Source organism: Xenorhabdus sp. PR6a, assembly GCF_028599065.1.
GTDB lineage: Bacteria > Pseudomonadota > Gammaproteobacteria > Enterobacterales > Enterobacteriaceae > Xenorhabdus > Xenorhabdus doucetiae.
Genome location: NZ_JAQRFJ010000020.1, coordinates 1 through 25,449 on the forward strand (window position 1 = coordinate 1; position 25,449 = coordinate 25,449).

General features: G+C 45.8%; 21 protein-coding genes and 4 pseudogenes. 13 read left to right on the forward strand and 12 right to left on the reverse strand.

Annotated elements, in window-relative coordinates; genetic code table 11:
* The 7 genes and pseudogenes from PSI15_RS07605 to PSI15_RS07635 form a co-directional block, all read left to right on the forward strand.
* Positions 1 to 203 (forward strand): putative quinol monooxygenase (locus tag PSI15_RS07605; RefSeq protein WP_273582997.1); only part of this gene is annotated, 203 nt, incomplete at its 5' end.
* Between the two features lie 570 nt (positions 204 to 773).
* Positions 774 to 1,037, forward strand: a complete 264-nt coding sequence (locus PSI15_RS07610; protein ID WP_045960475.1) for a helix-turn-helix domain-containing protein — start codon at positions 774 to 776, stop codon at positions 1,035 to 1,037.
* 514 nt (positions 1,038 to 1,551) lie between these two features.
* Positions 1,552 to 2,961: a replicative DNA helicase gene (dnaB, locus tag PSI15_RS07615; RefSeq protein WP_273582998.1), complete on the forward strand. Its 1,410-nt coding sequence runs from the start codon at positions 1,552 to 1,554 to the stop codon at positions 2,959 to 2,961.
* Positions 2,962 to 2,987: 26 nt separating this feature from the next.
* Positions 2,988 to 4,067 (forward strand): alanine racemase, encoded by a 1,080-nt coding sequence (gene alr, locus PSI15_RS07620; RefSeq protein ID WP_273582999.1) that lies wholly within the window; start codon positions 2,988 to 2,990, stop codon positions 4,065 to 4,067.
* 64 nt (positions 4,068 to 4,131) lie between these two features.
* Positions 4,132 to 5,328 carry an amino acid aminotransferase gene (locus PSI15_RS07625; RefSeq protein ID WP_273583000.1) on the forward strand — a complete coding sequence of 399 codons (1,197 nt, stop codon included), beginning with the start codon at positions 4,132 to 4,134 and terminating at the stop codon, positions 5,326 to 5,328.
* 442 nt (positions 5,329 to 5,770) lie between these two features.
* The gene (locus PSI15_RS07630; protein WP_273583001.1) at positions 5,771 to 6,502 is read left to right on the forward strand and encodes an RNA ligase family protein; all 732 of its coding nucleotides are present in this window, start codon (positions 5,771 to 5,773) and stop codon (positions 6,500 to 6,502) included.
* Positions 6,499 to 7,627, forward strand: a pseudogene (locus tag PSI15_RS07635) (AAA family ATPase). Before PSI15_RS07630 ends, PSI15_RS07635 begins: the two are co-directional and overlap by 4 nt.
* Positions 7,628 to 7,758: 131 nt before the next feature.
* On the opposite strand, the gene PSI15_RS07640 reads toward PSI15_RS07635, so the two are convergent.
* From PSI15_RS07640 to uvrA, 3 genes are all read right to left on the reverse strand, one after another.
* On the reverse strand, positions 7,759 to 8,325 hold the full coding sequence (locus tag PSI15_RS07640; RefSeq protein WP_273583002.1) for a disulfide bond formation protein B: 567 nt from the start codon (positions 8,323 to 8,325) through the stop codon (positions 7,759 to 7,761).
* A 12-nt stretch (positions 8,326 to 8,337) separates the two neighbouring features.
* Complete coding sequence (locus tag PSI15_RS07645; protein WP_045972394.1) at positions 8,338 to 8,496, reverse strand: DUF5993 family protein; 159 nt, start codon at positions 8,494 to 8,496, stop codon at positions 8,338 to 8,340.
* A gap of 256 nt (positions 8,497 to 8,752) precedes the next feature.
* Positions 8,753 to 11,584 (reverse strand): excinuclease ABC subunit UvrA, encoded by a 2,832-nt coding sequence (uvrA, locus tag PSI15_RS07650; protein ID WP_273583003.1) that lies wholly within the window; start codon positions 11,582 to 11,584, stop codon positions 8,753 to 8,755.
* A gap of 250 nt (positions 11,585 to 11,834) precedes the next feature.
* Between uvrA and PSI15_RS07655 the strand changes: the two genes are divergently transcribed.
* Positions 11,835 to 12,353, forward strand: a complete 519-nt coding sequence (locus PSI15_RS07655) for a single-stranded DNA-binding protein (RefSeq protein ID WP_273583004.1) — start codon at positions 11,835 to 11,837, stop codon at positions 12,351 to 12,353.
* A 244-nt stretch (positions 12,354 to 12,597) separates the two neighbouring features.
* Here the strand turns inward: PSI15_RS07655 and PSI15_RS07660 are convergent.
* Positions 12,598 to 12,765 (reverse strand): annotated as a pseudogene (locus tag PSI15_RS07660) (IS630 family transposase); the annotation flags it as partial.
* 60 nt (positions 12,766 to 12,825) lie between these two features.
* Positions 12,826 to 13,983: an MFS transporter gene (locus tag PSI15_RS07665; RefSeq protein ID WP_273583005.1), complete on the reverse strand. Its 1,158-nt coding sequence runs from the start codon at positions 13,981 to 13,983 to the stop codon at positions 12,826 to 12,828.
* Between the two features lie 527 nt (positions 13,984 to 14,510).
* Between PSI15_RS07665 and PSI15_RS07670 the strand changes: the two genes are divergently transcribed.
* Both PSI15_RS07670 and PSI15_RS07675 read left to right on the forward strand, forming a co-directional pair.
* On the forward strand, positions 14,511 to 15,695 hold the full coding sequence (locus tag PSI15_RS07670; protein WP_273583006.1) for an alcohol dehydrogenase catalytic domain-containing protein: 1,185 nt from the start codon (positions 14,511 to 14,513) through the stop codon (positions 15,693 to 15,695).
* Positions 15,696 to 15,747: 52 nt separating this feature from the next.
* On the forward strand, positions 15,748 to 16,428 hold the full coding sequence (locus PSI15_RS07675) for an HAD-IA family hydrolase (RefSeq protein ID WP_273583007.1): 681 nt from the start codon (positions 15,748 to 15,750) through the stop codon (positions 16,426 to 16,428).
* A gap of 158 nt (positions 16,429 to 16,586) precedes the next feature.
* On the opposite strand, the gene PSI15_RS07680 is transcribed toward PSI15_RS07675, so the two are convergent.
* Entirely contained in the window at positions 16,587 to 16,817 is a 231-nt protein-coding gene (locus PSI15_RS07680) for a hypothetical protein (RefSeq protein ID WP_273583008.1), read from the reverse strand.
* Positions 16,818 to 16,924: 107 nt separating this feature from the next.
* Positions 16,925 to 17,092, reverse strand: a pseudogene (locus tag PSI15_RS18465) (transposase); the annotation flags it as partial.
* Here PSI15_RS18465 and PSI15_RS07685 point away from each other — a divergent pair.
* Positions 17,080 to 17,157: pseudogene (locus tag PSI15_RS07685) on the forward strand (IS200/IS605 family transposase); the annotation flags it as partial. The pseudogenes PSI15_RS18465 and PSI15_RS07685 overlap by 13 nt on opposite strands.
* A 157-nt stretch (positions 17,158 to 17,314) precedes the next feature.
* Here the strand turns inward: PSI15_RS07685 and glk are convergent.
* The 5 genes from glk to PSI15_RS07710 form a co-directional block, all read right to left on the reverse strand.
* The gene (gene glk, locus PSI15_RS07690) at positions 17,315 to 18,283 is read right to left on the reverse strand and encodes a glucokinase (RefSeq protein WP_273583009.1); all 969 of its coding nucleotides are present in this window, start codon (positions 18,281 to 18,283) and stop codon (positions 17,315 to 17,317) included.
* Positions 18,284 to 18,391: 108 nt separating this feature from the next.
* Complete coding sequence (locus tag PSI15_RS07695; protein ID WP_273583010.1) at positions 18,392 to 19,666, reverse strand: DUF1479 domain-containing protein; 1,275 nt, start codon at positions 19,664 to 19,666, stop codon at positions 18,392 to 18,394.
* Positions 19,667 to 19,718: 52 nt separating this feature from the next.
* On the reverse strand, positions 19,719 to 20,357 hold the full coding sequence (locus PSI15_RS07700) for an RES family NAD+ phosphorylase (protein ID WP_273583011.1): 639 nt from the start codon (positions 20,355 to 20,357) through the stop codon (positions 19,719 to 19,721).
* Complete coding sequence (locus tag PSI15_RS07705; protein WP_273583012.1) at positions 20,350 to 21,090, reverse strand: hypothetical protein; 741 nt, start codon at positions 21,088 to 21,090, stop codon at positions 20,350 to 20,352. Before PSI15_RS07705 ends, PSI15_RS07700 begins: the two co-directional genes overlap by 8 nt.
* Before the next feature lie 105 nt (positions 21,091 to 21,195).
* Entirely contained in the window at positions 21,196 to 21,798 is a 603-nt protein-coding gene (locus tag PSI15_RS07710) for a hypothetical protein (RefSeq protein ID WP_273583013.1), read from the reverse strand.
* Positions 21,799 to 22,170: 372 nt separating this feature from the next.
* On the opposite strand from PSI15_RS07710, the gene PSI15_RS07715 reads away from it, so the two are divergent.
* Both PSI15_RS07715 and PSI15_RS07720 read left to right on the forward strand, forming a co-directional pair.
* Positions 22,171 to 23,517 carry an NCS2 family permease gene (locus PSI15_RS07715; protein WP_273583014.1) on the forward strand — a complete coding sequence of 449 codons (1,347 nt, stop codon included), beginning with the start codon at positions 22,171 to 22,173 and terminating at the stop codon, positions 23,515 to 23,517.
* Positions 23,518 to 23,797: 280 nt separating this feature from the next.
* On the forward strand, positions 23,798 to 25,447 hold the full coding sequence (locus PSI15_RS07720; RefSeq protein WP_273583015.1) for a Na+/H+ antiporter: 1,650 nt from the start codon (positions 23,798 to 23,800) through the stop codon (positions 25,445 to 25,447).
* The last annotated feature ends 2 nt before the right edge of the window (positions 25,448 to 25,449 follow it).

A 25,449-nucleotide genomic window follows, 5' to 3' on the forward strand; every position in this document is an offset into this window, starting at 1 on the left:
AGGGTTGCCATCGCTATGAATCATTTATTGATGGTGATAATTTTATTACTATAGAAATATGGGAAAATCAGCGTCTTTTAGATATTCATTTAGAACAAGAACATGTCAATAAATATGTGCCTAAAATGAGGGTATGTGTTGTTGATGGTGTATTCGATGTAACATTTATAACTAATGGAACCGTAACACAAACTAAAATTTAAATGTTGTCTATAAAAATCATGGTGATATAAAGAGCTATCATCATTCATCACTTATTAAAAATTAGTCGCTTTCCTGTCCATATAAGCCGGAGTGTTGCTTTTTTTACATTGATAGCTTCCGATGAAATCCACCGTAAATTCCTTTCATTAGGTCAGAACGTATAATGTACTGACCTATATCATATTGCGTTCCTGATGAGCTTTGGTACGTGGCAGAGTGGGCATGAAGAGTCTGGCATTTAGTTTAAGTGAGGAACAGGAGCAGCGCCTTAAGGCGTTTAATGGGATATAACGCAAAAAGTTAAGAGGTTTTACTGATTCGCTTATTGAATTTGATAAACCAATTCATTAAAGTGCTCCTGCCATTGGCAAAATCCAATGGTAAGGTTTCGCAGCCTTGTAAGGATTACCCACTGGTAGTAAGTTCCTCTACCAGTGCGTCTGCTATCACCCTTTCAATGGTGGTTCAGGCGGGGGAGGCTTCGGCCTCGCCGGATGGTAATCCCCGGTACTGCGAACCCTGTCTGAATCGCCACCATCAATGTTTAATTAATGGAAGGGGTAGCAGGAATGAATAACGTTAGAAATGACTGGCATCAAGCCGATATTATTGCGGCATTACGTAAACGTGGTACAACGCTTGCCGCAGTCTCCCGCGAAGCTGGACTAAGTTCTTCTACATTAGCAAATGTGTTATCACGCCCTTGGCCTAAAGGGGAATGGATCGTTGCTAATTATCTCAACATTCACCCATCTGAAATCTGGCCTAGCCGTTATTTTGATATGAACGGTAATCTTATAGAACGCAAAGTTCGCGATAAGTCAGCAAAATAATTATTCTGATACCGAAAAACATCAGGGAAATAGTCACCTCGTCTAATTACTCGCTGTGTTATTGGTTTTGATGAGGTGGCACTATCGGTGATTTTGTTACGGAAAGGTCAGGTGATAACCGTGACGGGGAAATCTTCTTACTGGCAGGGCTATCAGTTGGCTGTTACTACAATCTCTTAATAGTTACAGACGGAATGCGTCGCGACCTCCATAGGTCGGAACGTTTTATGTACTGACCACTTTTATTTATCACAAATTCACTCTTAATTCTTTTCTTTCTTTTATATTGTTCTTATCTTATGTTTTGTTTATAGGTTCGTTCAGTGTTTTATGTGTAAACAATTATATAAACAAGTAGTGAAAACTTAGTTAATAAATAAAATTTAATTATTTAATATCAAGTGGTTATGTCTTAACTGTAAGTGAAGACTATATATATTTACTCAAGGCAGTTTTCATGGCGTATACTGACGCACTATTTTCGTTTTTTGTTTAGTGAATTGATGCGGTATACATGGCTGGAAAAAAACCAACTAACAACAGTATGGCTGAACCAAAAGATCGCCAAGTGGAAGGGCTGAAACTTCCACCACACTCTTTGGAAGCAGAGCAATCCGTGTTAGGCGGTTTGATGCTGGATAATGAACGTTGGGATAATGTCTCCGAGCGGGTGACCAGCAATGATTTCTTCAGCCGTCCACACAGGCGTATTTTCGCTGAAATGCAGCGTTTGCTCGAAACGGGCAAGCCTATTGACCTGATCACATTATCGGAATCCCTTGAACAAAATGGCGAACTCGATAATGTCGGCGGGTTCGCTTATCTGGCCGAATTGTCAAAAAACACCCCAAGTGCGGCGAATATCAACGCTTATGCTGATATTGTCCGTGAACGTGCCGTCGTACGGGATATGATCGCGGTGGCAAATGAAATTGCGGATGCGGGTTATGATCCACAAGGGCGAACCAGCGAAGAACTGCTGGATTTGGCAGAATCACGGGTATTCCAGATTGCAGAAAATCGGGCAAATAAAGATGAAGGCCCGAAAGGGATTGAACAGATCCTGGAAGAAACCGTTGAGCGCATTGAGAAGCTCTATCAACAGCCACATGACGGCGTAACAGGGGTTTCTACCGGCTACCAAGATCTGGATAAGAAGACCGCGGGTTTGCAGAAATCAGATTTAATTATCGTGGCGGCGCGTCCTTCAATGGGTAAAACGACCTTTGCGATGAACCTGTGTGAAAACGCCGCCATGATGCAGGATAAACCTGTTCTGATTTTCAGCCTTGAGATGCCCGGCAATCAGATCATGACGCGTATGCTGGCGTCCCTGTCCCGTGTTGATCAAACACGTATTCGTACTGGTCAGCTTGATGATGAAGATTGGGCGCGCCTTTCTAGCACCATGGGAATTTTGCTGGAAAAACGCAATATGTATATTGATGACTCATCAGGTCTGACACCAACCGAAGTGCGTTCCCGTGCGCGGCGGGTTTTCCGCGAACACGGCGGGCTTAGCTTAATTATGATCGACTACCTGCAATTGATGCGGGTGCCTTCTTTATCTGACAACCGAACACTGGAAATTGCGGAAATCTCCCGCTCACTGAAAGCACTGGCAAAAGAGCTTCAAGTGCCGGTTGTTGCACTCTCCCAGCTTAACCGTAGTTTGGAACAGCGAGCCGATAAGCGTCCGGTTAACTCTGACTTGCGTGAATCAGGCTCTATCGAACAGGATGCCGACTTGATCATGTTTATCTATCGTGACGAGGTTTATCACGATAACAGTGAACTGAAAGGCGTGGCAGAAATCATCATTGGTAAGCAGCGTAACGGTCCTATCGGTACAACAAGGCTGACGTTTAATGGTCAATTTTCACGTTTCGATAATTATGCTGGCCCAAGTTATAGCGACGAATAAACCTAAACATAAAAAAAGGGGATGAAATGAAAGCGGCAACTGCTGTTATCGACCGCCGCGCTCTGCGACACAATTTGCAACAGGTGAGGGCGCAAGCGCCTGACAGTAAACTGATTGCAGTTGTGAAAGCAAACGCTTATGGACATGGTTTATTAGAAACTGCGTACACCATGGAAGAGGCTGATTGTTTCGGCGTCGCTCGCATTGGGGAAGCACTTGCCTTGCGCAGTGGAGGGGTTGTTAAGCCCATCTTGCTGTTAGAAGGTTTTTTTGACGCGGCGGATCTTCCCGTTTTAGTCGTCAATCATATTGAAACCGTGGTGCACAGTATTGAACAGCTTGAAGCGTTGGAACAGGCGGATTTATCCCATCCCATTAAAGTGTGGATGAAACTCGATACCGGCATGCATCGTCTGGGGGTCAGGATCGATGAAGCAGACGCATTTTATCAACGTCTGAGCCGCTGTCGTAACGTTGAGCAACCCGTCAATATCATCAGCCATTTTAGCCGTGCAGATGAGCCTACCGTTGAAACGACTCAGCAACAAATTGAGCGCTTTATGGCATTTATCTCGGATAAGACCGGCGAAAAATCCATCTCTGCATCAGGCGGGATTTTATTATGGCCAGAGGCGCATTTGGATTGGGTGCGTCCCGGCATCATGCTGTACGGGGCATCACCAATGGCAGATAACACGGCTGCTGACTTCAATTTACTCCCTGCCATGACGCTGAAATCCAGCTTAATCGCCGTAAGGCAACACAAAGCAGGTGAAGCCGTGGGATATGGTGGTACATGGCGCAGTGAACGTGACACCTGCCTTGGTGTTGTGGCGATGGGATATGGTGATGGCTATCCCCGCAGTGCGCCGGTCGGAACACCTGTCTTTATCAATGGTCGGGAAGTGCCACTGGTTGGCCGTGTTTCCATGGATATGATTACGGTGGATCTGGGGCCAGCATGTCAGGATAGAGTGGGGGATGAAGTCATCCTTTGGGGTAATCCCCTGCCGGTTGAAAAAATTGCTGAGCACTCAGGGATTAGCGCTTATGAATTGATAACGAAACTGACCTCACGTGTTGCAATGGAATATCTAGACGAATAATCCGGTAAGCTATATTGTCTATTATTACCTCTTTTAATCATTCAATAGCAGGGAGTAAACGTTAATGTTCCAACATGTTGATGCGTATGCGGGTGACCCTATCCTGTCGTTAATGGAAGAATTTAAAAACGATCCTCGCGCAGAAAAAATTAATCTGAGCATCGGGCTGTATTATGATGAGCAGGGAATAACGCCAAAATTGCAGGCTGTTGCCACGGCAGAAGAACAAATGAAAGCCTTGCCACAGTCTGCTTCCCTTTATCTCCCAATGGAAGGCTTGCTTGCCTATCGCTCCGCGGTTCAGGAATTGCTGTTCGGCAAAGATCATCCATTATTAAACCAGCAGCGTATTGCCACGATTCAAACATTGGGCGGTTCAGGTGCATTGAAAGTCGGTGCTGATTTTTTACACCGTTATTTCCCTGATTCTGAAGTCTGGTGCAGCGATCCCACATGGGAAAACCATGCTGCTATTTTTGCCGGAGCAGGCATCAAAGTGGATTATTACCCTTATTTTGATGATAAAACCAAAGGGGTAAAATTTGATGAAATGCTGGCAACATTCAAGCAATTGCCGGCAAAAAGCATTATCTTAATGCACCCTTGCTGTCATAATCCAACCGGCTCAGATCTCACCAATGACCAATGGGATCAGGTGGTTCAGGTTGCCAAAGAGCGAGAACTGATCCCTTTCCTTGATATCGCCTATCAGGGATTTGCCGATGGCATGGAACAAGATGCCTACGCGATCCGCGCAATGGCAAACGCGGGGTTACCTTGTCTGGTCAGCAACTCATTCTCGAAAATTTTCTCGCTGTATGGTGAGCGCGTCGGTGGATTATCCATTATCTGTGAGGATACAAAAGCGGCTGAACATGTCTTGGGGCAATTGAAAGCCGGTGTCCGCCGTATTTACTCCAGCCCGCCAAATTTTGGTGCACAGATTGTTGCCAGAGTCTTGGCTAACCCTGAATTAAAAAACCAATGGCTGGATGAAGTTGAACGGATGCGCTTGCGTATTCTGGAGATGCGGACAGTATTGGTCAATGCCCTACAAAAAGCCCTGCCAGAGAAAAATTTTGACCATTTATTAAGGCAGCGTGGCATGTTCAGTTATACCGGATTCAGTCAGGCACAAGTGACTAGATTGCGTGAAGAATTTGGTGTCTATCTGGTCGGTTCTGGCCGCGTTTGCATGGCTGGCGTGAATCACCATAACGTACAGCGCATTGCCGAGGCATTTACTGCGGTGAGTCAGTAATTTTATTCTCTGTGGGATTTAGAAATCTCCCTGCTCTGGTGGGTAGGGGGAAATCTCGTTAAGCAAGTATAGCCTGTAAGATTGAAAATAAATAATATCTTGCATATGGGAGAAAATGAGTTTTTATCTCATAGATATCTCTGTTATAGCTAAAAATAGAAGATTTTTATTGGTTATTTTTATTTGAAGTTTATTCTTCATATCAATCAATAACGGTTTGCTATATAGTAATCAACTCAATTTTTAACACTCCCCTTTGATTTTAATATCAAACCCAATTGAACGTTAACTTAATCTTTTTTATGAGAAGATTAACTGAATGGAAATAAAGAAAATGTAATACCAACTTTTGAGCTCTTTCATCGGTTATTTAGATGAACTTTAGTCTGTAAAGGCACTATTGCGCTTTTATTAGGATAATTACCAAAAGAGTCAAAGCATTATGGATATGCAATCAAGAAAGTATGGTAGAACGTTCCATTATCCGTTCTCGCCAGGTACAACCAGTGACGATCGTATCAACCATCATTGGTGGCACGATATGAAAAAAATTAAGCAGCTTATTCATACTGAGAAGTTAGACGGTGAGAATAACTGTTTGAATCGCTACGGAGTATTTGCCCGTTCACATGCTGCACCAACACAATCAGCATGGACGCAACAGATTCGTCAGCGTTGGCAATTGCTTAAAGATGATTTAGGCGACATTGAGATCTTTGGTGAAAATCTTTATGCCATTCACTCCATTGAATATCGTCATATTGAAGAATATTTCTTTGTGTTTGCGGTGCGCATTCAAGATTGCTGGCTCAGTTGGGAAGAGGTCAAATTTTATGCCACATTATTTGATTTTCCGACTGTGCCTGAAATCAATATTTCTGAAACACGGAATGAATCTGCATTTATACAAAATATTATTGAAACGGCAAAGCAGGACAGTTGCTTTGCTTCGTGGGATACTCAAACCAATCAACCGAGCTCGATGGAAGGTATCGTTAGCCGAGATGCAGGTGAGTATTTGGTAACTGATTTTCCGCATCATGTTTTTAAATATGTGCGAAAAAATCATGTCAAAACGGATATTCATTGGAAGCGGCATTGGCAAAGGGCTCCGTTATATTTCGAACGTACTTCTGAACCGAATAAATATAATGCGAAAGGAGAAAGAGAATGAATTGGGTATTCAGCCACCATAAATCATGGGATTATTTATCTTCAACTTTCTCTTTTATCGCTGATATGAATGGGGTTAAACAAGATCCCATTCACCATGCTGAAGGTGATGTTGCGATCCATACGCAAATGGTATTGGCTGCATTGAAACAATTACCTGAATATTCATTATTGACTCCGGAAGAACAGGAAATTCTTTGGACGGCAGCATTATTACATGATGTAGAGAAACGTAGCACGACGCGGATAGATTGGGATGGACGCATTATTTCTCCGGGACACGCGCGTAAAGGCGAATTAACGACCAGACAAATTCTGTTTCAGCAACGACCAACACCATTTGCAATACGCGAACAGATCGCCGCACTTGTCCGTTTTCATGGATTACCATTGTGGTTAATGGAAAAGCCCAGTCCACAAAAGGTATTATTGGCAGCATCATTGCGTGTTGATACTTATTTATTGACCTTACTGGCAAAAGCGGATGTATTGGGGCGGACATGTCATGATGCATCGGAATTACTGGAACGCATTGAACTATTTGAACTTTACTGCTGTGAACAGGATTGCTGGCGGAAACCACGGGGATTTTCTTCCTGTGATGCCCGTTTCCATTATTTCTCTACGAATAGTGAACAACCAGATTATCAGCCGTATGATAACTATGGCAGTCAGGTCACTTTGTTGTGTGGATTACCGGGCATGGGCAAAGACCATTTTATTTCACTGTATGGTGAAGGAATGCCTGTGATTAGCCTGGATGCGATTCGTCGTGAGTCATCAAATTAGCCCGGAAGATAAAGAGGCTAATGGTTGGGTTGTACAGCAGGTAAAGCAGCAAGCCAGAGAGAAATTACGTAGCAGGCAAAATTTCATTTGGAATGCCACAAATCTGACAAGCCAGATGCGTCAGCAACTGATCAAATTGTTTGTGAGTTATGATGCCAGAGTTAGGCTTGTTTATATTGAACAAGACTATAAGCGCTGGCGTCAACAAAACAGTAATCGCCAATATGCTGTACCGGATAAGGTGATGGATAGAATGCTTGGTAAGCTGGAGGTTCCGACACTTGAAGAGGCGCATGAAGTCTGTTATTTCATTGATTCGAAGATGTTGAATCGATAGCTGTCGAATATATTTCTGGGGATTTTGGTGAAGAGGATCTCATTGAAAATATTCGGTTGAAACCAGTTAAAAAAACAGAAAGCCGCTTAAGTTATGCCGCTTTCTGTTTGAATAATTTCAATATAACAGGATTACTTCTTTAGTAACTGGTAGAACGTTGGATTATCATCACATTGCCCACTACCACATTCCAATACGGTAGAAACCAGATTGGCTGCAATCAAAAATGCGAACAAGCTCATGGCAATTTTGCCCAATGTTGGTGGAGTGTATCTTGCTGAATCCACATTACCTGCTTTCAGGGGCATGATAGCTGCGATGGCAATAATAGTCAGAATAGAGAGAATGGCAGCCCAAGTATAAAAATGCAGGCCGAAGAAAGTTGAACCATACCCGGTATCTCCCGGCATGATATGGAGGGAAACCTGACGCATGGCAATGAAACCTGTCACAATACAGCCAAGCAGTGAAAGGCTATAATGGGCATTTTTTATGCCGAAATAAATATTAAATAAAAAGCCAAAGCCAATCATGATAATGCCTGCCCGCTGCAATAAACATAATGGGCAGGGAAGTTCAAAACGCGCTAATTGATAATAAAACGCGACGATCAAAATCACACTAATACCGAACAGACCCAGAATATTCAAGGCCATTGCGAGGTTAATATTACGCGGTGCTGACAGTGTATTATTCATTACGGCCTCCGGTTAGAAAGAAAGATTCAAGGCATCAGTTGCATGATATTTAAACCAAAATACCGTGATGATAAATAAAGCAAACCAAAGCGTATACGTCAGCTTTTTCTTGCCAGTAATGACAGCGACGATGATCACTAGCGCAATTAAGAACGGTAAAAACATATACATGTTTAATCTCCATTATAAATTTAAAGCATATGTTATGCCATTATGGCATTAATGCTTCGGCAATGTGAGTATTAATAATATTAGATCAACAATACATTGCTAATTTATCAAAGGTTGTTTCGTTCGAAATGATCGTAAAAGAAAGCATTTCCTGCACGTATGAAGATGAAATTAGATAACAATTAGCTAGAAGATGAATAAAAACTCCCCACGAAGTGGGGAGGATTGTAGGTGATTTAGTCAAGAAATTAATAAATTAAACTCGTTCAAGTATCGGCTTTAAAAAACGAGCCGTGTGAGATTTTTCACATTGAGCCACTTCTTCCGGCGTTCCTGAAACCAGTATTTCACCGCCACCGCTGCCGCCTTCCGGGCCAAGATCGACAATCCAGTCAGCCGTTTTGATCACATCCAGATTGTGCTCAATGACGACAATGGTATTGCCTTGATCACGCAATAGATGCAGAACGGACAGTAATTGCTGGATATCCGCAAAATGCAGGCCGGTTGTTGGCTCATCAAGGATATACAGGGTTTGGCCTGTACCTCGCTTGGATAATTCCCGCGCCAGTTTTACCCGTTGTGCTTCCCCGCCTGAAAGTGTCGTTGCAGATTGCCCCAGACGAATATAAGAGAGACCAACATCGATTAACGTTTGCAGTTTGCGGGAGAGGGCTGGGATCGCATCGAAAAACTCCCTCGCCTCTTCGATGGTCATATTCAGCACTTCATTAATATTTTTACCCTTATATTTGATTTCCAGCGTCTCGCGGTTGTAACGCTTGCCTTTGCATTGATCACAAGGCACATAAACATCGGGCAAAAAGTGCATCTCAACTTTAATGACGCCATCACCCTGACAGGCTTCACAACGCCCACCTTTGACGTTGAAACTGAAACGCCCCGGTGTATAGCCACGGGTACGGGATTCAGGAACGCCGGAGAATAACTCCCTGACAGGAGTGAATACGCCGGTATAAGTGGCAGGGTTTGAGCGAGGCGTTCTGCCGATCGGGCTTTGGTCGATATCGATGACTTTGTCAAAATGCTCAAGGCCTTGGATATCGACATAAGGGGCAGGGTTGATATTGGTTGCTCCGTTTAACTGACGTTGTGCGATAGGGAACAAGGTATCGTTGATCAGCGTTGATTTACCGGAACCGGAAACACCGGTGATACAAGTAAACAGGCCAACCGGCAGTTTTAATGTCACTTTTTTCAGGTTATTGCCTTTTGCCCCAATCAATTTCAGCATTTTGTCTGGATTGGCAGGCACACGCTGCGGTGGAATGGCAATTTTATGTTCGCCACTCAGGTATTTTCCGGTAAGGGATTTGGGACTATCCATGATATCGCTAATCGTGCCTTCGGCAACAATCTCACCGCCATGTACGCCTGCGCCTGGCCCGATATCAATAATATGATCAGCCGCACGGATAGCATCTTCGTCATGTTCGACAACGATCACGGTATTGCCTAAATTGCGCAGATGCAGCAATGTTTCCAGCAAACGCTCATTATCGCGTTGATGCAGACCGATGGAGGGCTCATCCAGCACATACATTACGCCGACAAGACCCGCACCAATCTGGCTCGCCAAACGGATACGCTGGGCTTCCCCGCCGGAAAGGGTTTCTGCTGAACGGGAGAGAGACAGATAATTTAATCCAACATTCACCAAGAATTTCAGGCGATCACGGATCTCTTTGATGATTTTTTCGGCAATTTTGGCGCGTTGTCCGCTCAGTTTCATATTTTGGAAAAATGCCATCGCATGGCCGATACTAAAATCCGAAATTTGCGGCAGCGTGGTATTTTCGATAAAGACAAAACGCGCTTCTTTACGCAACCGGGTGCCGTCGCAGGAGACGCAAGATCGATTACTGATATATTTGGCCAGCTCTTCCCGTACTGCGGTGGATTCCGTCTCTTTATAGCGGCGTTCCATATTATGCAGAACCCCTTCAAACGGGTGATGACGCACAGTCACATCACCACGGTCATTGGTATATTTAAATTCGATGGACTCTTTACCTGAACCGTATAAAACTACTTTCCGAATGGCCGGGCTTAATTGATTAAACGGGGCTTCAATATCGAATTTATAGTGTTCTGCCAGTGATCTCAGCATCTGGAAATAGTAGAAATTACGCCGATCCCAACCGCGGATCGCCCCTCCGGCAAGGGAGATACCTTCATTTTGGATAACCCGATCAGGATCAAAAAATTGCTGAACCCCCAGACCATCACAAGTTGGGCAAGCGCCTGCGGGGTTGTTGAAGGAAAACAGGCGCGGCTCCAGCTCACTCATACTGTAGCCACATATCGAGCAGGCAAAATTGGCGGAGAAAACCAACTCTTCGGCCTGTGTATCATCCATATTGGCAATGACGGCAGTACCACCGGAGAGCTCCAATGCAGTTTCGAAGGATTCCGCCAATCGTTGGGCGAGGTCAGCCCGTACTTTAAAACGGTCGATAACGACTTCGATGGTGTGTTTTTTCTGTAATTCGAGTTTTGGGGGATCGGAAAGGTCACACACTTCACCATCAATACGGGCGCGGATATAGCCCTGTGTCGCGAGATTATCCAGCAGCCTGGTATGCTCGCCCTTGCGTTCTTTGACGACAGGAGCCAGCAGCATCAGGCGCTGGCCTTCTGGCAGTGCAAGGACATTATCCACCATCTGACTGACAGTTTGTGCCGCCAGCGTGATATGGTGTTCGGGGCAGCGCGGTTCGCCTACCCGCGCAAATAGCAGACGCAGATAATCGTGAATTTCAGTTATCGTTCCGACCGTAGAGCGAGGGTTGTGGGAAGTGGACTTTTGCTCAATGGAAATCGCCGGGGATAGCCCCTCAATATGATCGACATCCGGTTTTTCCATTAGTGACAAAAACTGGCGGGCATAGGCAGAGAGTGATTCAACATAGCGACGTTGCCCTTCCGCATACAGGGTGTCGAAAGCCAAAGATGATTTACCAGAACCGGATAGCCCCGTAATAACGATCAGCTTGTCACGGGGAATAACTAAATTGATATTCTTGAGATTATGGGTGCGGGCGCCCCGAACTTCGATGTTATCCATGTACCACTTCCCAGATTATTAATAGAGCAAAACGCGTAAACGTATTATTATTGCACAAACGTGGCTGAATGGATATACAGTATTTGATGGCAAATCATGCTGTAACCATAGCAATGTAAAGTACGATGCACTTCGCAAAGTATAATATAACGGGTCTCTGTTTAAAGTTACTCCTCGCATGCTAAACTACTTTGCTTATAATTAGAGACATCCGTTTTTAGCAAAATTCATTTCATCAGGAGTATTCCCAATGGCCAGCAGAGGCGTAAACAAAGTTATTTTAGTGGGTAATTTGGGGCAGGACCCGGAAGTTCGCTATATGCCGAATGGCGGTGCAGTTGCCAACATTACTCTGGCAACGTCTGAGAGCTGGCGCGATAAGCAAACCGGTGAGATGAGAGAGAAAACTGAATGGCATCGTGTCGTGATTTTCGGCAAATTGGCAGAAGTCGCCGGTGAATACCTGCGCAAGGGTTCTCAGGTGTATATTGAAGGGGCTTTGCAGACTCGCAAATGGCAGGATCAGAACGGCCAGGATCGTTACACTACGGAGGTTGTCGTCAATCCTATCGGCGGCACTATGCAGATGTTGGGTAGTCGCGGTGGTGCGAGCCAAGACGCACCAGCACAAGGCGGTTGGGGACAACCACAGCAGCCACAAGCTTCTCAGCAATTCAGCGGCGGCGGTGCACCATCTCGTCCGGCTCCCTCTCCAGCGCCACAGAGCAATGAGCCACCAATGGATTTCGATGATGATATTCCGTTCTAAGTGCGCCGTTTTTCTTTGTAAATCAAGTGATTACCTCAATGCATTGGGATAATCATAGGCTGTTGGAGTGCCTATTGCAAGCCTGACTTATCCTTATCCAGTAATGGGGTTGAACCTCGAAAGAGGGAGGGGAGTGTAGCATGTCAGGAAAAGGCTGGTTGCGGGGAAATAACCTACTTTGCGCCAGTCATTGCAAGTCCCATATGGTTAAGCCTGATTGGTTGAATCATAGTTCATAGTGGGTTTCGGGGGTGAGTTTTTCCTCAGAGAAGTCATCTTTCAGATGGCGACTCATCGTGGTTTCGTGAATACGCAAGGCTTGGGCAATCATCTGAGCAGTCCAGCCCCCAGAAGCTAAAAGGACAGCTTTGGTGCGATCACGCACCCGTCCGTCACGAGTCGTATCACGCATCTTCAATGACGATGCGTGTATATAAATTATATAAGGGTTTCCATTGTTCTACTCAATCACCTAGGCGTCGTCGCGGATGCTGCGGACCAAAGCGATTGTACTAAAGGTTGCGAGGGCGATGATCAAGACGGCTGTTGTCAATCCCACTGCGCTCGCCAGAAAGCCGATTAATGCGGGACCAACAAGGACACCAACATAGCCAAGAGTCGCAACCGCCGCGATGGCAGTACTTGTTGGCATGGTACGATTGCTACCCGCCAAGCGAAAGAGAATGGGAACCACGTTTGAGGCACCCGCGCCAACCAGTGCGAGTCCGGCGAACGCAGTGATTGAAGAGCGGAATCCAACCACGATCGCTAAGCCTATTGCAGCAGTCAGCAACCCACTGCGCAGGATCGCCAATTGACCGAATTTTTTTACCATTCTATCTCCCAATAGACGTCCAACGACCATTAGACACGCAAACGTCATGTAGCCTGCACCCGCTAAGGAAACGGGAACATGCTGAGTTTTTGTCAATATGACGGCGCTCCAGTCGAGCATCATACCTTCTACGAGATAGATCATACAGGCAATAAAACCGAGTAGGACGATGGAGCCGTGCGGGACGGCGAAAGCTGGACCACTTTCACCACCATGCGACAGAAAGCGATGGGCGAATCCCAGCAAGACAACGGCAATAACTGCATCCGCAGCGAGACTCGCCTGGATAGGTGTGATCTGTAGCGACAGTAGCAGCGTCATGCCTCCTGATCCTAAGATGCCACCAACGCTAAAGAGGGCCAAAATTCCAGACATAACTGGACGTGCACAGGCGCGCTCGACCAAAGAAGCTTGAACATTCATGGCAACGCCATTGGCTCCGATCGCACTCCCAAACGCAAATAGGGCGAACGCTAGCTCCACTCTTCCGGTGCAAACAGACAGCAAGGGCAAGCTAAGGCAAAAAATTACGTCGGCGGCGCAGAGTACAACACGGCAGCCGACTCGACTGGTCAATGGACCCGCCAGAGGCATACTGATCAACGAGCCGATGCCAATGCATAGAAGGAACACTCCGAGTTCTCCAGACGTAAGGTGCAAACGCGACTGGACATAAGGTACTAGAGGGGCCCATGCTGACAGGCCAAAGCCACCAAGGAAGAAAGCAGCCCGCGCGGCATTCAGTGAGCGCGCGTCCGAAGTAGTTGAACATTGCTCTGGAACAGCTACGTTCATTGTCAAACACTCCTTTTGCAGTTGGCTATCTATGAACTAAATGAATTCCGCCGAGGGGCAATGCCTATCTCGTCGAAAAGCTTCTGGGACGAGCGAAGAAACTACCTTGATTCGCGGATGGCAAAAAAATCCCTATCCGAATTGAAGATTCATGACAGAGAAAAATACGTAACCTAACCATTTATCACAAACTCTATGCCGAGCCCTGTTTCATAAAATGAATCCTGTTGCATAAAAGATAAAAAATTAAGTTTTATTGTATTGACTGCATTATATGACACGGCGTAATCTTGCTCAACAGGCTGATTTAGCTCTACTATTAAAAATAGTAACTCAATGAACTGATTTAGTTTGTGAATTAAAAATCGTAATTTTGCAGTTGAGTTAACCGAAAAACGGATGTCTTCGTAGTTTACAAATAATATGTCTGGAAATGGATCTCATCCGTATTCGGAATCCGTCCGATACTTTGGTTTTATCGTGACATTTTGGAAACAAGAAAAACAATCTGCCACATAAGGATGACTATGCGAAATTTTATAACAAATGAGGAATATCTCGATGTATTCACTCTGGGTGAACCGCTTGCATGTGTTATGCATGCTTATCGGCGATTACCAGAAACACTAGCAGTTGGTACTATCACTATTTTCGGAGCAGGTCCGATCGGTGCGTTGCACGCGCTATATGCACGAACTCTTTACCCATTTTCTCTCGTGCAGATTGTCGAACCAGATGAGCGCCGCCAAGCGCTAATCAGTAGTAAATTGCCTTTCATTTCCGTTCACGCAACTCCGGACGGAATCCGTCAATCTAACCTGACTATAGTGGCGACCAGCGCTCCTGAGGCGCAGACTGATGCTATTAAGACAGCTGCTGATGCAGCTATCGTTATTCTTTTCTCTGGTATCAACTACAAAACGAAAGACGAATTACCGCATTACGAAGAGGAAGATCTTGAGGCTATTCACCGACGGGAGGAAGTCCGAGTCGTATCAAGAAATATCCGGCTTATCGGATCATCCGGCTATCATCCAAGAGAAATCGACTCCTCAATCGCGCATCTGCGAGCAAATCCCGATTACTACAGCATCGTGCAAACAGGAATCGTGGACGGGTTGGATGGTCGGTTGATCAACAACCTTACGACAATTGAGCCAGCTATCGTCAAACTACTCTCGGATGGCGATTTTGGTCAGAACTATCTCAAAGTATTGTTCCGGCATGACCACAATCCCGTGATTGAGTCCCGTGTTGTATTCGAAGGAGGCGAAGTTAAACTTCAAAACTTTACGCCTGAACAGCCTGGGCCTAACCAGGTCAGGGTGCGTGTTTTACGCTCCAGTATTTGTCAAACTGACCGACGGGTATTGCGTGGGTTAAAGAGCAACAGCCTTCGTGATGGGCTTATTTTTGGTCACGAAGGTGTCGGGGTTGTGCTGTCCGTAGGTCAAGGTGTTAGTGAACAACTGGTGGGAAGTGTATGTTCTATCCTGCCACATTATTTCGCGGGGGAAGACCCGCAGGTAAATATGGGAATGGGATATTTGTCAGCTTCCATGCAGCATCTGGGCATTCATGTCAACGGATGTTTCACAACATCGGCAATATTTCCCGTCAGTTGTATACGACAACACATCGACCCCGATTTTCTGTCTGGTATGGACATGGTTGGACTCAATAATGGGAGGTCTGCTCATCACGTGAGATGAAGCTAATCTTTTACGTGATTGCGAGTCTATTTTAGTTGATAGGAGGAAATTGATGAACAATCTTAGCGAGAAGGCTATTGAGGTCGATGCGATATTATTCGATATGGACGGCACTCTAATAGATTCCAGCGGTGCGTGCGCACGAATCTGGACTCGTTGGGCGCAGCATTATGGTCTGGAACCTCAGTCAGTCATCGACCAGTCGCATGGACGTAGACCAGAAGACACCGCGCGCAGCATCTTAGGAGACGATGCCGATATCAAGGCCGCAGTAGATCTTTTCACTGCTGAGGAGGCGAAAGAAAGTCATGTCACGACGATTCTTGGAGCGAAAGAACTGATTACCACGATTCCAGAAAGCAAGTGGGCAATAGTGACGTCCTCAACCGAGGATATAGCAAAAACAAGGCTCGCTTACTGCGGGATTCCCGAACCCAAGGCATTGGTAACAGCCGAAAAGGTTCAAGCTGGTAAGCCAGATCCTGAGGGATATCTGCAAGCGGCTGAAAAGCTTGGTGTTGATATTCGCCGCTGTCTGGTGGTCGAGGACGCACCGGGAGGAATAGAAGCTGGACACCGTTCGGGAGCGTTCGTCATCGCTGTGGCGACGACGTACAAGCCATCGAAGTTTCCTAGCGAGGTTATCGTGTCCGATCTCAGGGACATTATAGTTACTAATGTTGGCAAGGAAGGGCAAATGCAATTGGCGGTTAAACCAGTCAATAACCGATAACTGTCATGTCTGAGCTAGTACATATAAAGGCCGTCGGACGCTGTAAACACTCGCTCGACGGCTTCGTTTATCAATAGATGTAGTGACCTGCAATTAACGGCAGTTTTCACCCCACATTGCGTGATTCTATCCAAGGGATTTTATTATTTATTTTTATCTCAAAGAGGATCAATTTTGTCTGTCTCTTCATTCAATGCCTTATAAATAGGGTCAGCAATTCTGTCACTTTTAAGAATAGTGGTTGCGGCAGCTATTAAACCAAGTCCATAAACTTGCAGTAAATGTGCAGCAAGATTAGGTGTTTCAAACCCACGTGCTACGTTTTGCGAACGAGTTACAGCAAATTCCTTTAATTGACGAACAAGGCTATCTATTAAACTATCATTCATTCTCGTAATCCTTTTCAACAAAGAGATGGTAACTAAACTATACACAATTAACTTGAAGATGCAGGATCTAAAGTCTGGAAATTATCCGTCAGACGAGTCGTCAGTTCCTATACTTTTTCTGACAATGTGACATGAAAAAAGTGATGAGGTGTTTCACGGAGTGTTTTTGTATCCGGGAAATAGATATTGTTTCGTACCTGCTCATTCGTGTACTTCCATAATCGCTCAATCGGGTGGAGGTTAGGGCTGTAAGGCGGCAGGTATCCGAGAGCAAGAAAAGTCAGATTTAATGCAAGATAAATTAAGTACACGAGAGTATGAAGCCCCCTTCAAGGGGTAGCCAAAGAGGCAAAGACATTTAGCTTGAACGAAGAGAAAGCGGGGTCATTTAGGCGTGGTCGGTCACATTCTCTTATAGGGTAGAGCAAACCACCCGCATAGCGGGTGGTGATGATTTTAATTTTTACATTCACAATCATTGTTAGGCTGTATGTAATTCACCCAATCACTTTACCCAGCACCTGGCGAATATAGGAACCAGCACCCAATAACCCCGGCTTATCATGAGTGATCAGATACACCGGAATATCCTGCAAATAACGTGCAAATCGGCCTTTGCTTTCAAATCCCTGCCGGAATCCCGATTTTTGGAAGAAATCAAAGAAACGAGGAACGATACCACCCGCAATGTAAACGCCGCCAAATGCGCCAATATTCAGTGCCAAATTCCCGCCAAAGCGCCCTAACGCAGTACAGAAGAGTTCCAATGCCTGTTTGCAGGTCGGGCAATTTCCATTCAGTGCGCGGTCAGAAATATCACGGGGGGGAAGATCTTCGGCGGATTGGCCGTTCAGTTTCATCAGGGAACGATAAATGTTCACTAATCCGGGGCCGGAAAGGACACGCTCGGCGGAGACATGGCCAAATTCTTCCCGCAGTACGCTTAGCATGTGATCTTCTTCCACACTGTCCGGCGCAAAATCCACATGCCCCCCTTCACCGGGCAAGCTCATCCATTGGCTTCCTGTGTGAATAAGATGTGCGACGCCCAATCCCGTCCCTGCACCATAAACCGCGATAGGGCGCTTGGCATGTGGCTGTTTTCCGCCAATCTGAATCACATCCTCTGCCCCCAGAACCGGAATGGCGAGGGAAACGGCAGTAAAATCGTTAATCACCTCAAAACGTTCCCATCCCAGCGAGGCTTTCATTTGGCTAACAGAAAAACGCCAACTGTGGTTGGTCATGCTGATAACATCATCTGTCACCGGACAGGCAATGGCAATGCAGCCATAATTGACTTCACAGTTTTGCTGTTTCAGGTATTGGCGGATCACAATTTCAAGCGAGGCATAATACGCACAGGGGTAGAATTCGACTGCGCTCAGTTGCCCAGTATCCACATCACATAATGCCAGCCGTGCATTTGTCCCACCGATATCGCCTACCAGGGCATACGTTGTCATGGTTTATCTCCTTTAATTCTTAGAAATCTATCCTAATGAACCAGTCAAAAGTCGAATTGAGGAGATTCTACACAAGGTCAGGGCGAAAGGCCGCATAAAAATGTCACGCTAACGGCCCGTTTCAGTGAGGCCAAGGCCACGCCGGCCGATGGCGGTTAAGTCGATGGCAGTAAAACGATCTTTCCAGCTCTTTTCATAATCTTCACGGGAAAAATCAGCCGGAGAGATGCCGTTCTCAAGCGATTTTGCCGCTTTATGCGCATAAGCCAGATTTCTGTCGCACAGAGGGGCCGCGGGAATATACATCACATTCCCCCAGCCTTGCTGATTTTCCACAGACGCGACGGCGTGGATAAGATCGCAGTGCCACCAGACAGAATCCCCCGCCTGTAAAGCGGGAATGCTGCATAGCCCGTCAATGAGGTGAGGATGCCATTTCGCCACAGCCGGCAGCGCCTTGCCGGGCGCAACCCCGCAGAGTTCATCTTCAGGCACATCCTTTAGCAAAGGACGTATTAGCAGATAGGCCATCGCTTCCGGCACGGGAACAACATGCAATAGTCCCTGATTGAGCGCCATATCCGACAGTGCCGTCCAACCCTGAAAGGTACGAAAAACCGAGCATCGGGTGACGTTATCCCGTTCATATTCGTTTATCTCCGGACGATACGCGGCATCCCAAGGATCGTATTGGGCAAATTGGTGATTGAAAATATGCCTGAACACTTGTTGATAAGCCGGGTGCAGCCAACGCTCCAGGGCACCGGAGTCGGTATGGGCACCAAGCCCTTTGGAGATTGTGCCCGGCGGCCGGCGGCGAATGCGGTCGGGGTAAATCATGTTGACGTCAGGATCAAACCAACGCACGCCATCAGATTCAAATTTCCACAGGCGATTGAGAAAAGATTGCACCTGCGCAATTTCTTCACTCTGCCGGGCCTGCATCTGGGCCTGAGACCAGTAAATAGGGTAAATTTCCGGGCGGGAGGCTTCAAGGCTGCCAAAATAGTTATCACCCTTGCCTTGATAAACGCCATCAAAATTATTGAGTTCAAGGTAATCGAGCAGGGATTTATCCCATGCCAATGCGGTATCACGGGGAAAATTCTGCCTGACGATGACACATCCCCGTTGTTTAATTTTCTGGCGAAGTTCGGCGGAGATGCAGTTTTCAGCCACATCGCGCCAGTGGATTTCAGGCCAGGCGCTGCCTGTCTTCTTCTCATCTTCTCTGGCAGTCGCGAGTTCTTGTTCTATTTTGTGACAAATCTGCGCGAACAAGCCTTCAACATCACCAATTTGCTTGCGCATAGCGTGTTTCATTTGACGGATGTTCTGGCGGTAATCATCTGGAAAGGTGGCAGAAGTAAAAGAGGTATTCATAGCAGATCCTATTTGTTCACCATGACTTACGCATTATGTTCTGGCGGAGGAATTACATCATATCTTGAGTGTTATAGGTGATGAGGCCCATTTCATCTGCCAGCAAATCCACGGCTTTGATAACTGGGTTAGATGACCAGAGCGATTGTGATTCAATCGAGACGGTCAGTTCGTTTTTTTTCAGCCGATCACCGAATAGCATTATCGCTTTATCACCATGTTGTTTTGAGGCCCACGTAATCGCTTGGGCAGAGGGGTTATCTTGATAGATCTGGCTCGCCAGTGCTTGTGTGTCGGGATAGCTTTTGGCATCGGAAAGCAGAACATCCTTTGGATCGTAACCCCACTTGCGTAATATTCGCATATTGATATCCACCGTGATGAGATCAATGTTAGGGATCAGTTGGCTGTAGACAAGTCTATCCAATTTACTCAGATCGAAAGGCAGAAGATTGCTTTTTGTCGGCACGTCGTGATAAATGGTTTCCATCACAGCGACGGCAATGCTCTCACCCCCATAGATAGTGGGAATGGGGATACCTTGCGCATTTTTGCAGGGGCTGAATCTGGCGTTGCCTTTTCCCGGATTAAACTCGGTACTTTTGTAGGTTTGATGATGAATGCGCTCAATCGTATTTCGGGCTTGCCAGACCCCCGTTTTGACCGATTTTCCATTGGGTGAATTAACCATGCAATGGTCCTTCTGCTTCTTGTCTGGCGGCATTTAATACCTCATCTGGGTGGCTTAACAAAGCGTCTTTCGGTTTTTCTTTGCCTAACCATGAGTTAGGAGTATTAAACCAAATTGCCATGCCCCAAGAGGTTTTTTTTCCCTCAAAAATTTCAATAATCTCTTTGAGAATGGGGAGCGGTAACCCTCCTTCATCTAACGCATATTGCGGGTATAAATCCTTTCCCTTGACCGAAACCGCGAAGATTTTTTTCGCTTGTTTCCAACGATTGGGAGTCGCACTGGGATTTAGCAACGAAAAACCCGCCCCCTGGCTGAGTTCATACGCCGGAAGCCAGTTTGATTCCGCGAGGATTGAATTTTTCAGCGCTTCAATCCGATCTTTTCGGTTGGATGTTCTCCAGGAGTCTTTTGGCGTTTCTTCACGCAAGTTATCTGAATGCACATAACGTTCTGGATTGATTATCTTGGGCGAAGCATTGCGTTTTATGGAGGTCGCTACATTGAGCGCACTTAACAGGGCAATGCGCAGATCCCTGACATCAAGGTTTCCGGCTCTCTCTTCCGGTAATTCAACCAGCAAGAAACGATCGGCTTCATGAGGGGGAATTTCTGTGACGTGAATATGCTCAATATGTTCTTGTTGATGCGAAAGAACATCAAGAAGGGAAATGTAACCTAAGCTGAGTGTTTTTTCTTTTGCCCTGCTTTTTCTTGCTACTTTGCTATTCACTTTTGTGCCCCTTATCCGTATTTGCCTGGGTAATGGATATCGTTGATATGGGTTATATCAACAATATCGCAAGGTCGCACAAAATATAGACAATTGCAATGCTTTCTACAGCAAAACATGCTTGCTGATAACGATCAGGCGGTGGCGGTGAACTTCGGGATCATATCCCCAGCAGAATGTTTCCCATTTTTCAATGAGTTCATCCATTGATGAGACTTGGGTTAACGGACGATTCATTTCTGTTCCATCAGAGACATAGACGTGATATCCCGTTGCGATAGACCATGAAATCATGACCTGCCAAAAACGTTTACCATCGCCTGTTTGTTCTTCATCAGTGACAATAATGTTGTAGTTTTCTAATAGGTATTTGAAAAATTGCCTTGGAAAACCGCTTATCGCGTCTTGGTGTTCCGCAGAAAAAGTACGCCATACCATGATTTGGGTGCATGTTTCTTTATCAATGATAATGTCTTTACGGAACGTAATCATCACAGCATAAACCGTTTCCGGTTTATCACCGGTTGTTATCATACGAAATTGATTTTGTTTGAGTGATTTCACAAAACGGTATCCATAAGGGGCGATGAATCCCGAAAAAGTGAAATCTTGTACGCCATTTTCCAGAAAAGTTTTCGTATGTTCTCGGTTTTTCTCTGAAATACGTAATTTGCGATTGAATTCCGCATCTTGGATCAAATAAGGCATTGTTTGATCTCCGGCGCTATTTTGATCCTCGGTGTTGCTATAACTCGACATGCTTTGCCCCCAATCACTGAAATTACCAGAAAGTTGTGCCAAAACGGTTTAAGACTCATTATACCTACCCTCGTAATTATTGAGCAAATATTCATCAATGTTAACAAATTGCCCGGTAAACATACAGGTGAAATGTGATTATCGCTTGATTCTTATCCCTGATTCACCGGATAATCATCCGCTTTAAATTTTCTCGCCGTTTCTTTATCCGAAAAGCCAAACGATTGCGCAAACGTATGGCTGAGCCAATGAGTGCAGAAGCAAAGAAATAGGGCGAGAGATTTTCAATGCGAAATATTCAACTACAAGCAGGGGAAAAACATGTCTGGCAGGCAGGCACCAACGCAATGCAAACTCGATAAGTATTTTAAGATTACTGAACGCGGATCGACGGTACGTCAGGAAATTCTCGCAGGATTAACGACATTTTTGGCGATGGTCTATTCCGTGATTGTGGTGCCGGGGATGCTTGGGCAGGCGGGATTTCCTCATACAGCCGTGTTTATTTCTGTTTGTCTGGTGACTGGTATCGGTTCGTTATTGATGGGCTTGTGGGTGAATTTGCCCATGGCGATTGGCTGTGCGATCTCATTGACAGCATTTACTGCATTCAGTTTGGTACTAGGTCAACAGATCAGCATTCCGGTAGCACTCGGGGCGGTTTTCCTGATGGGGTGTTTGTTTACGGTCATTTCCGTGACCGGTGTGCGGGCATGGATCTTGCGCAATATGCCAATGGGCATTGCTCATGGAACGGGTATTGGCATTGGGTTGTTTTTATTGCTGATTGCCGCCAATGGCGTTGGTCTGGTGGTTAAAAATCAACATGCCGGCTTGCCGGTGGCCTTTGGTTCGTTGACTTCATTTCCCGTGGCGATGACGCTATTGGGGCTGGCAGGGATTATCGGTCTGGAACGCAAAAAGGTGCCAGGCGGTATTTTGCTGATGATTATCGCGATTTCTATTATCGGTTTGATTTTTGATCCGGCCGTTAAATATCAAGGTTTGTTTAAATTTCCTACATTGGGAGAAGATGGCCTGTCCCTGATGTTCAGTATGGATATTATGGGCGCTTTGCAGCCTATTGTATTACCCAGTGTTCTGGCGCTGGTCATGACAGCCGTATTTGATGCGACGGGAACCATTCGGGCTGTCGCGGGGCAAGCGAATTTATTGGATCAGCGAGGCCAGATTATCAATGGCGGCAAGGCACTGACAGCAGATTCTATCAGTAGTATTTTTGCCGGAGCCATCGGCTCTTCCCCTGCTGCGGTTTATATTGAATCCGCCGCCGGCACCGCGGCTGGTGGTAAAACGGGTTTAACCGCTTCCGTTGTCGGTATTTTATTCCTGCTGATTTTATTCTTGTCTCCGCTGTCGTATCTGGTGCCCGTCTATGCAACGGCTCCCGCTTTAATGTACGTCGGGTTACTGATGCTGGGTAATGTGCGAAAGCTGAATTTTGATGATTTTGTTGATGCAATGTCAGGTTTACTGTGTGCGGTATTTATCGTGCTGACCTGTAACATTGTGACAGGCATTATGCTGGGTTTTAGTACGTTGGTTGCTGGGCGTCTTTTTTCCGGTGAGTGGCGTAAACTCAATATTGGTACAGTTATTCTTACCATTGTATTGGTTGTATTTTACGCCGGAAATTGGGCTATCTAATTAAAAGTGTATGCGCAAACCCCAATCGTTTGCGCATTCCTTCTCTCTGTATCCTTTCAGGCTATCGTCAGAAATAGCCTAAAATGTGTTAATTTTTCAACACAGCCTTGCCGATAAGTATAAAATGGATAAATGAATCAGGACTTATTGATTCATAATGTGATTGCTTTTTGATTTTCTTTAATAACAGTAATATTTATGGTTATTAGCGCTGTTATTAACTGTAAAAAACAGTCACAATCTCTTCACTGACGGATTTTTGGCAATTTGTAAGGGTAACATGGAAATATTCTTTACTATCTTGATCTTGATATTGGTTGTATCAGTTTCTGGTGTGCTTACTAAAATGATTCCGTTCCGTGTCCCCTTGCCGATAGTGCAAATAGCAATGGGAGCGTTGCTGGCCTGGCCTCATTTTGGTCTACACGTGACTTTCGATCCTGAACTCTTCCTCGTTTTACTTATCCCTCCTCTATTATTTGTTGATGGTTGGAAAACGCCGACCAGAGAGTTTTTCCAGCATGGGCGAGAAATCGTTATCCTGGTTTTAGTGTTGGTATTGGTCACGGTGGTTGGCATTGGCTATCTGATTTATTGGCTCTTGCCGGGTATTCCGCTGATTGCGGCTTTTGCCTTGGCGGCAGTCTTATCGCCAACAGATGCGGTGGCATTGTCATCAATTGTCGGCAAAGGGCGTATTCCCAAAAATATGATGAGTGTGCTGGAAGGGGAGGCATTGATGAATGATGCTTCCGGTCTGGTGGCACTGAAATTCGCCGTGGCGATTGCGATGGGCACGATGGTGTTTACCGTCACTGGCGCAACGGTGGAATTTATCAAGGTTGCAATTGGTGGTTTATTATCGGGTATTGCCATCACCTGGTTGTACAGTAAATCACTGCGGCTGATGAGTCGCTGGAGTGGAGATGACCCCGCCACGCAAATCATGTTTATGATGTTGCTGCCATTCGCTTCTTACATGATTGCTGAACATATTGGTGTGTCAGGGATCTTGGCCGCAGTTGCGGCGGGTATGACGATCAGTAAGGCCGGCGTGATCCGCAACGCACCATTGGATATGCGTCTACGTGCCGATAATGTCTGGGGGATGCTGGCCTTTGTCTTCAATGGCCTGGTGTTCATCATGCTGGGGTTGCAATTGCCGGATATCTGGGAAACTTCGGTGGCGCAGGCTGAACTGGATCCCAATGTTGAAACCTGGATGTTATTTGCTGCCGTTGGGATCATTTACGCTGCCTTGGTATTGCTGCGATTTAGCTGGTTATGGCTGATGAAAAATACCAGCAAGATGCTGATAAAGCAAAAACCCCTCCAGTTTGCCACTTATACCACCCGTGAATTGTGTCTGGCTTCGGTGGCGGGTGTGCGTGGGGCCATTACGCTGGCGGGTGCGTTGTCTGTGCCATTGTTCCTGCCGGATGGTGATCCATTCCCGGCACGTTATCAGTTGATTTTTATTGCCGCGGGCGTAATTCTGTTCTCCCTCTTTGTGGGGGTTGTCGCATTACCTTTGCTGCTGCGTGGCATAAAAGTCGGCGATAAGCAGGCCGATCTCAATGAAATCAGAATGGCAAAAGCAGCCATGGCTGAAGTTGCGATTGTCAGTATGAATAAAATGGAAGAACGTCTGTCGGCCAATACGGAAGAAAAGCTGGATGCAGAAGTCATTAGTGAAGTGGCGTCCAGGGTCACTGGTTATCTGCGGCGTCGTACTGCGGGAACGGATGAAATTGAGCATAACTTGCTGGTTGAAGATCTGGAGCGCCGCTTCCGTTTGACGGCATTAAGGGCTGAACGAGGAGAATTATATCACCTGCGTGCAACCCGTAAGATTAGTAATGAAACACTACAAACCTTGCTGCATGATCTTGATTTGCTGGAAGCGCTTTTAGTGGAAAAAGATCAATAAAA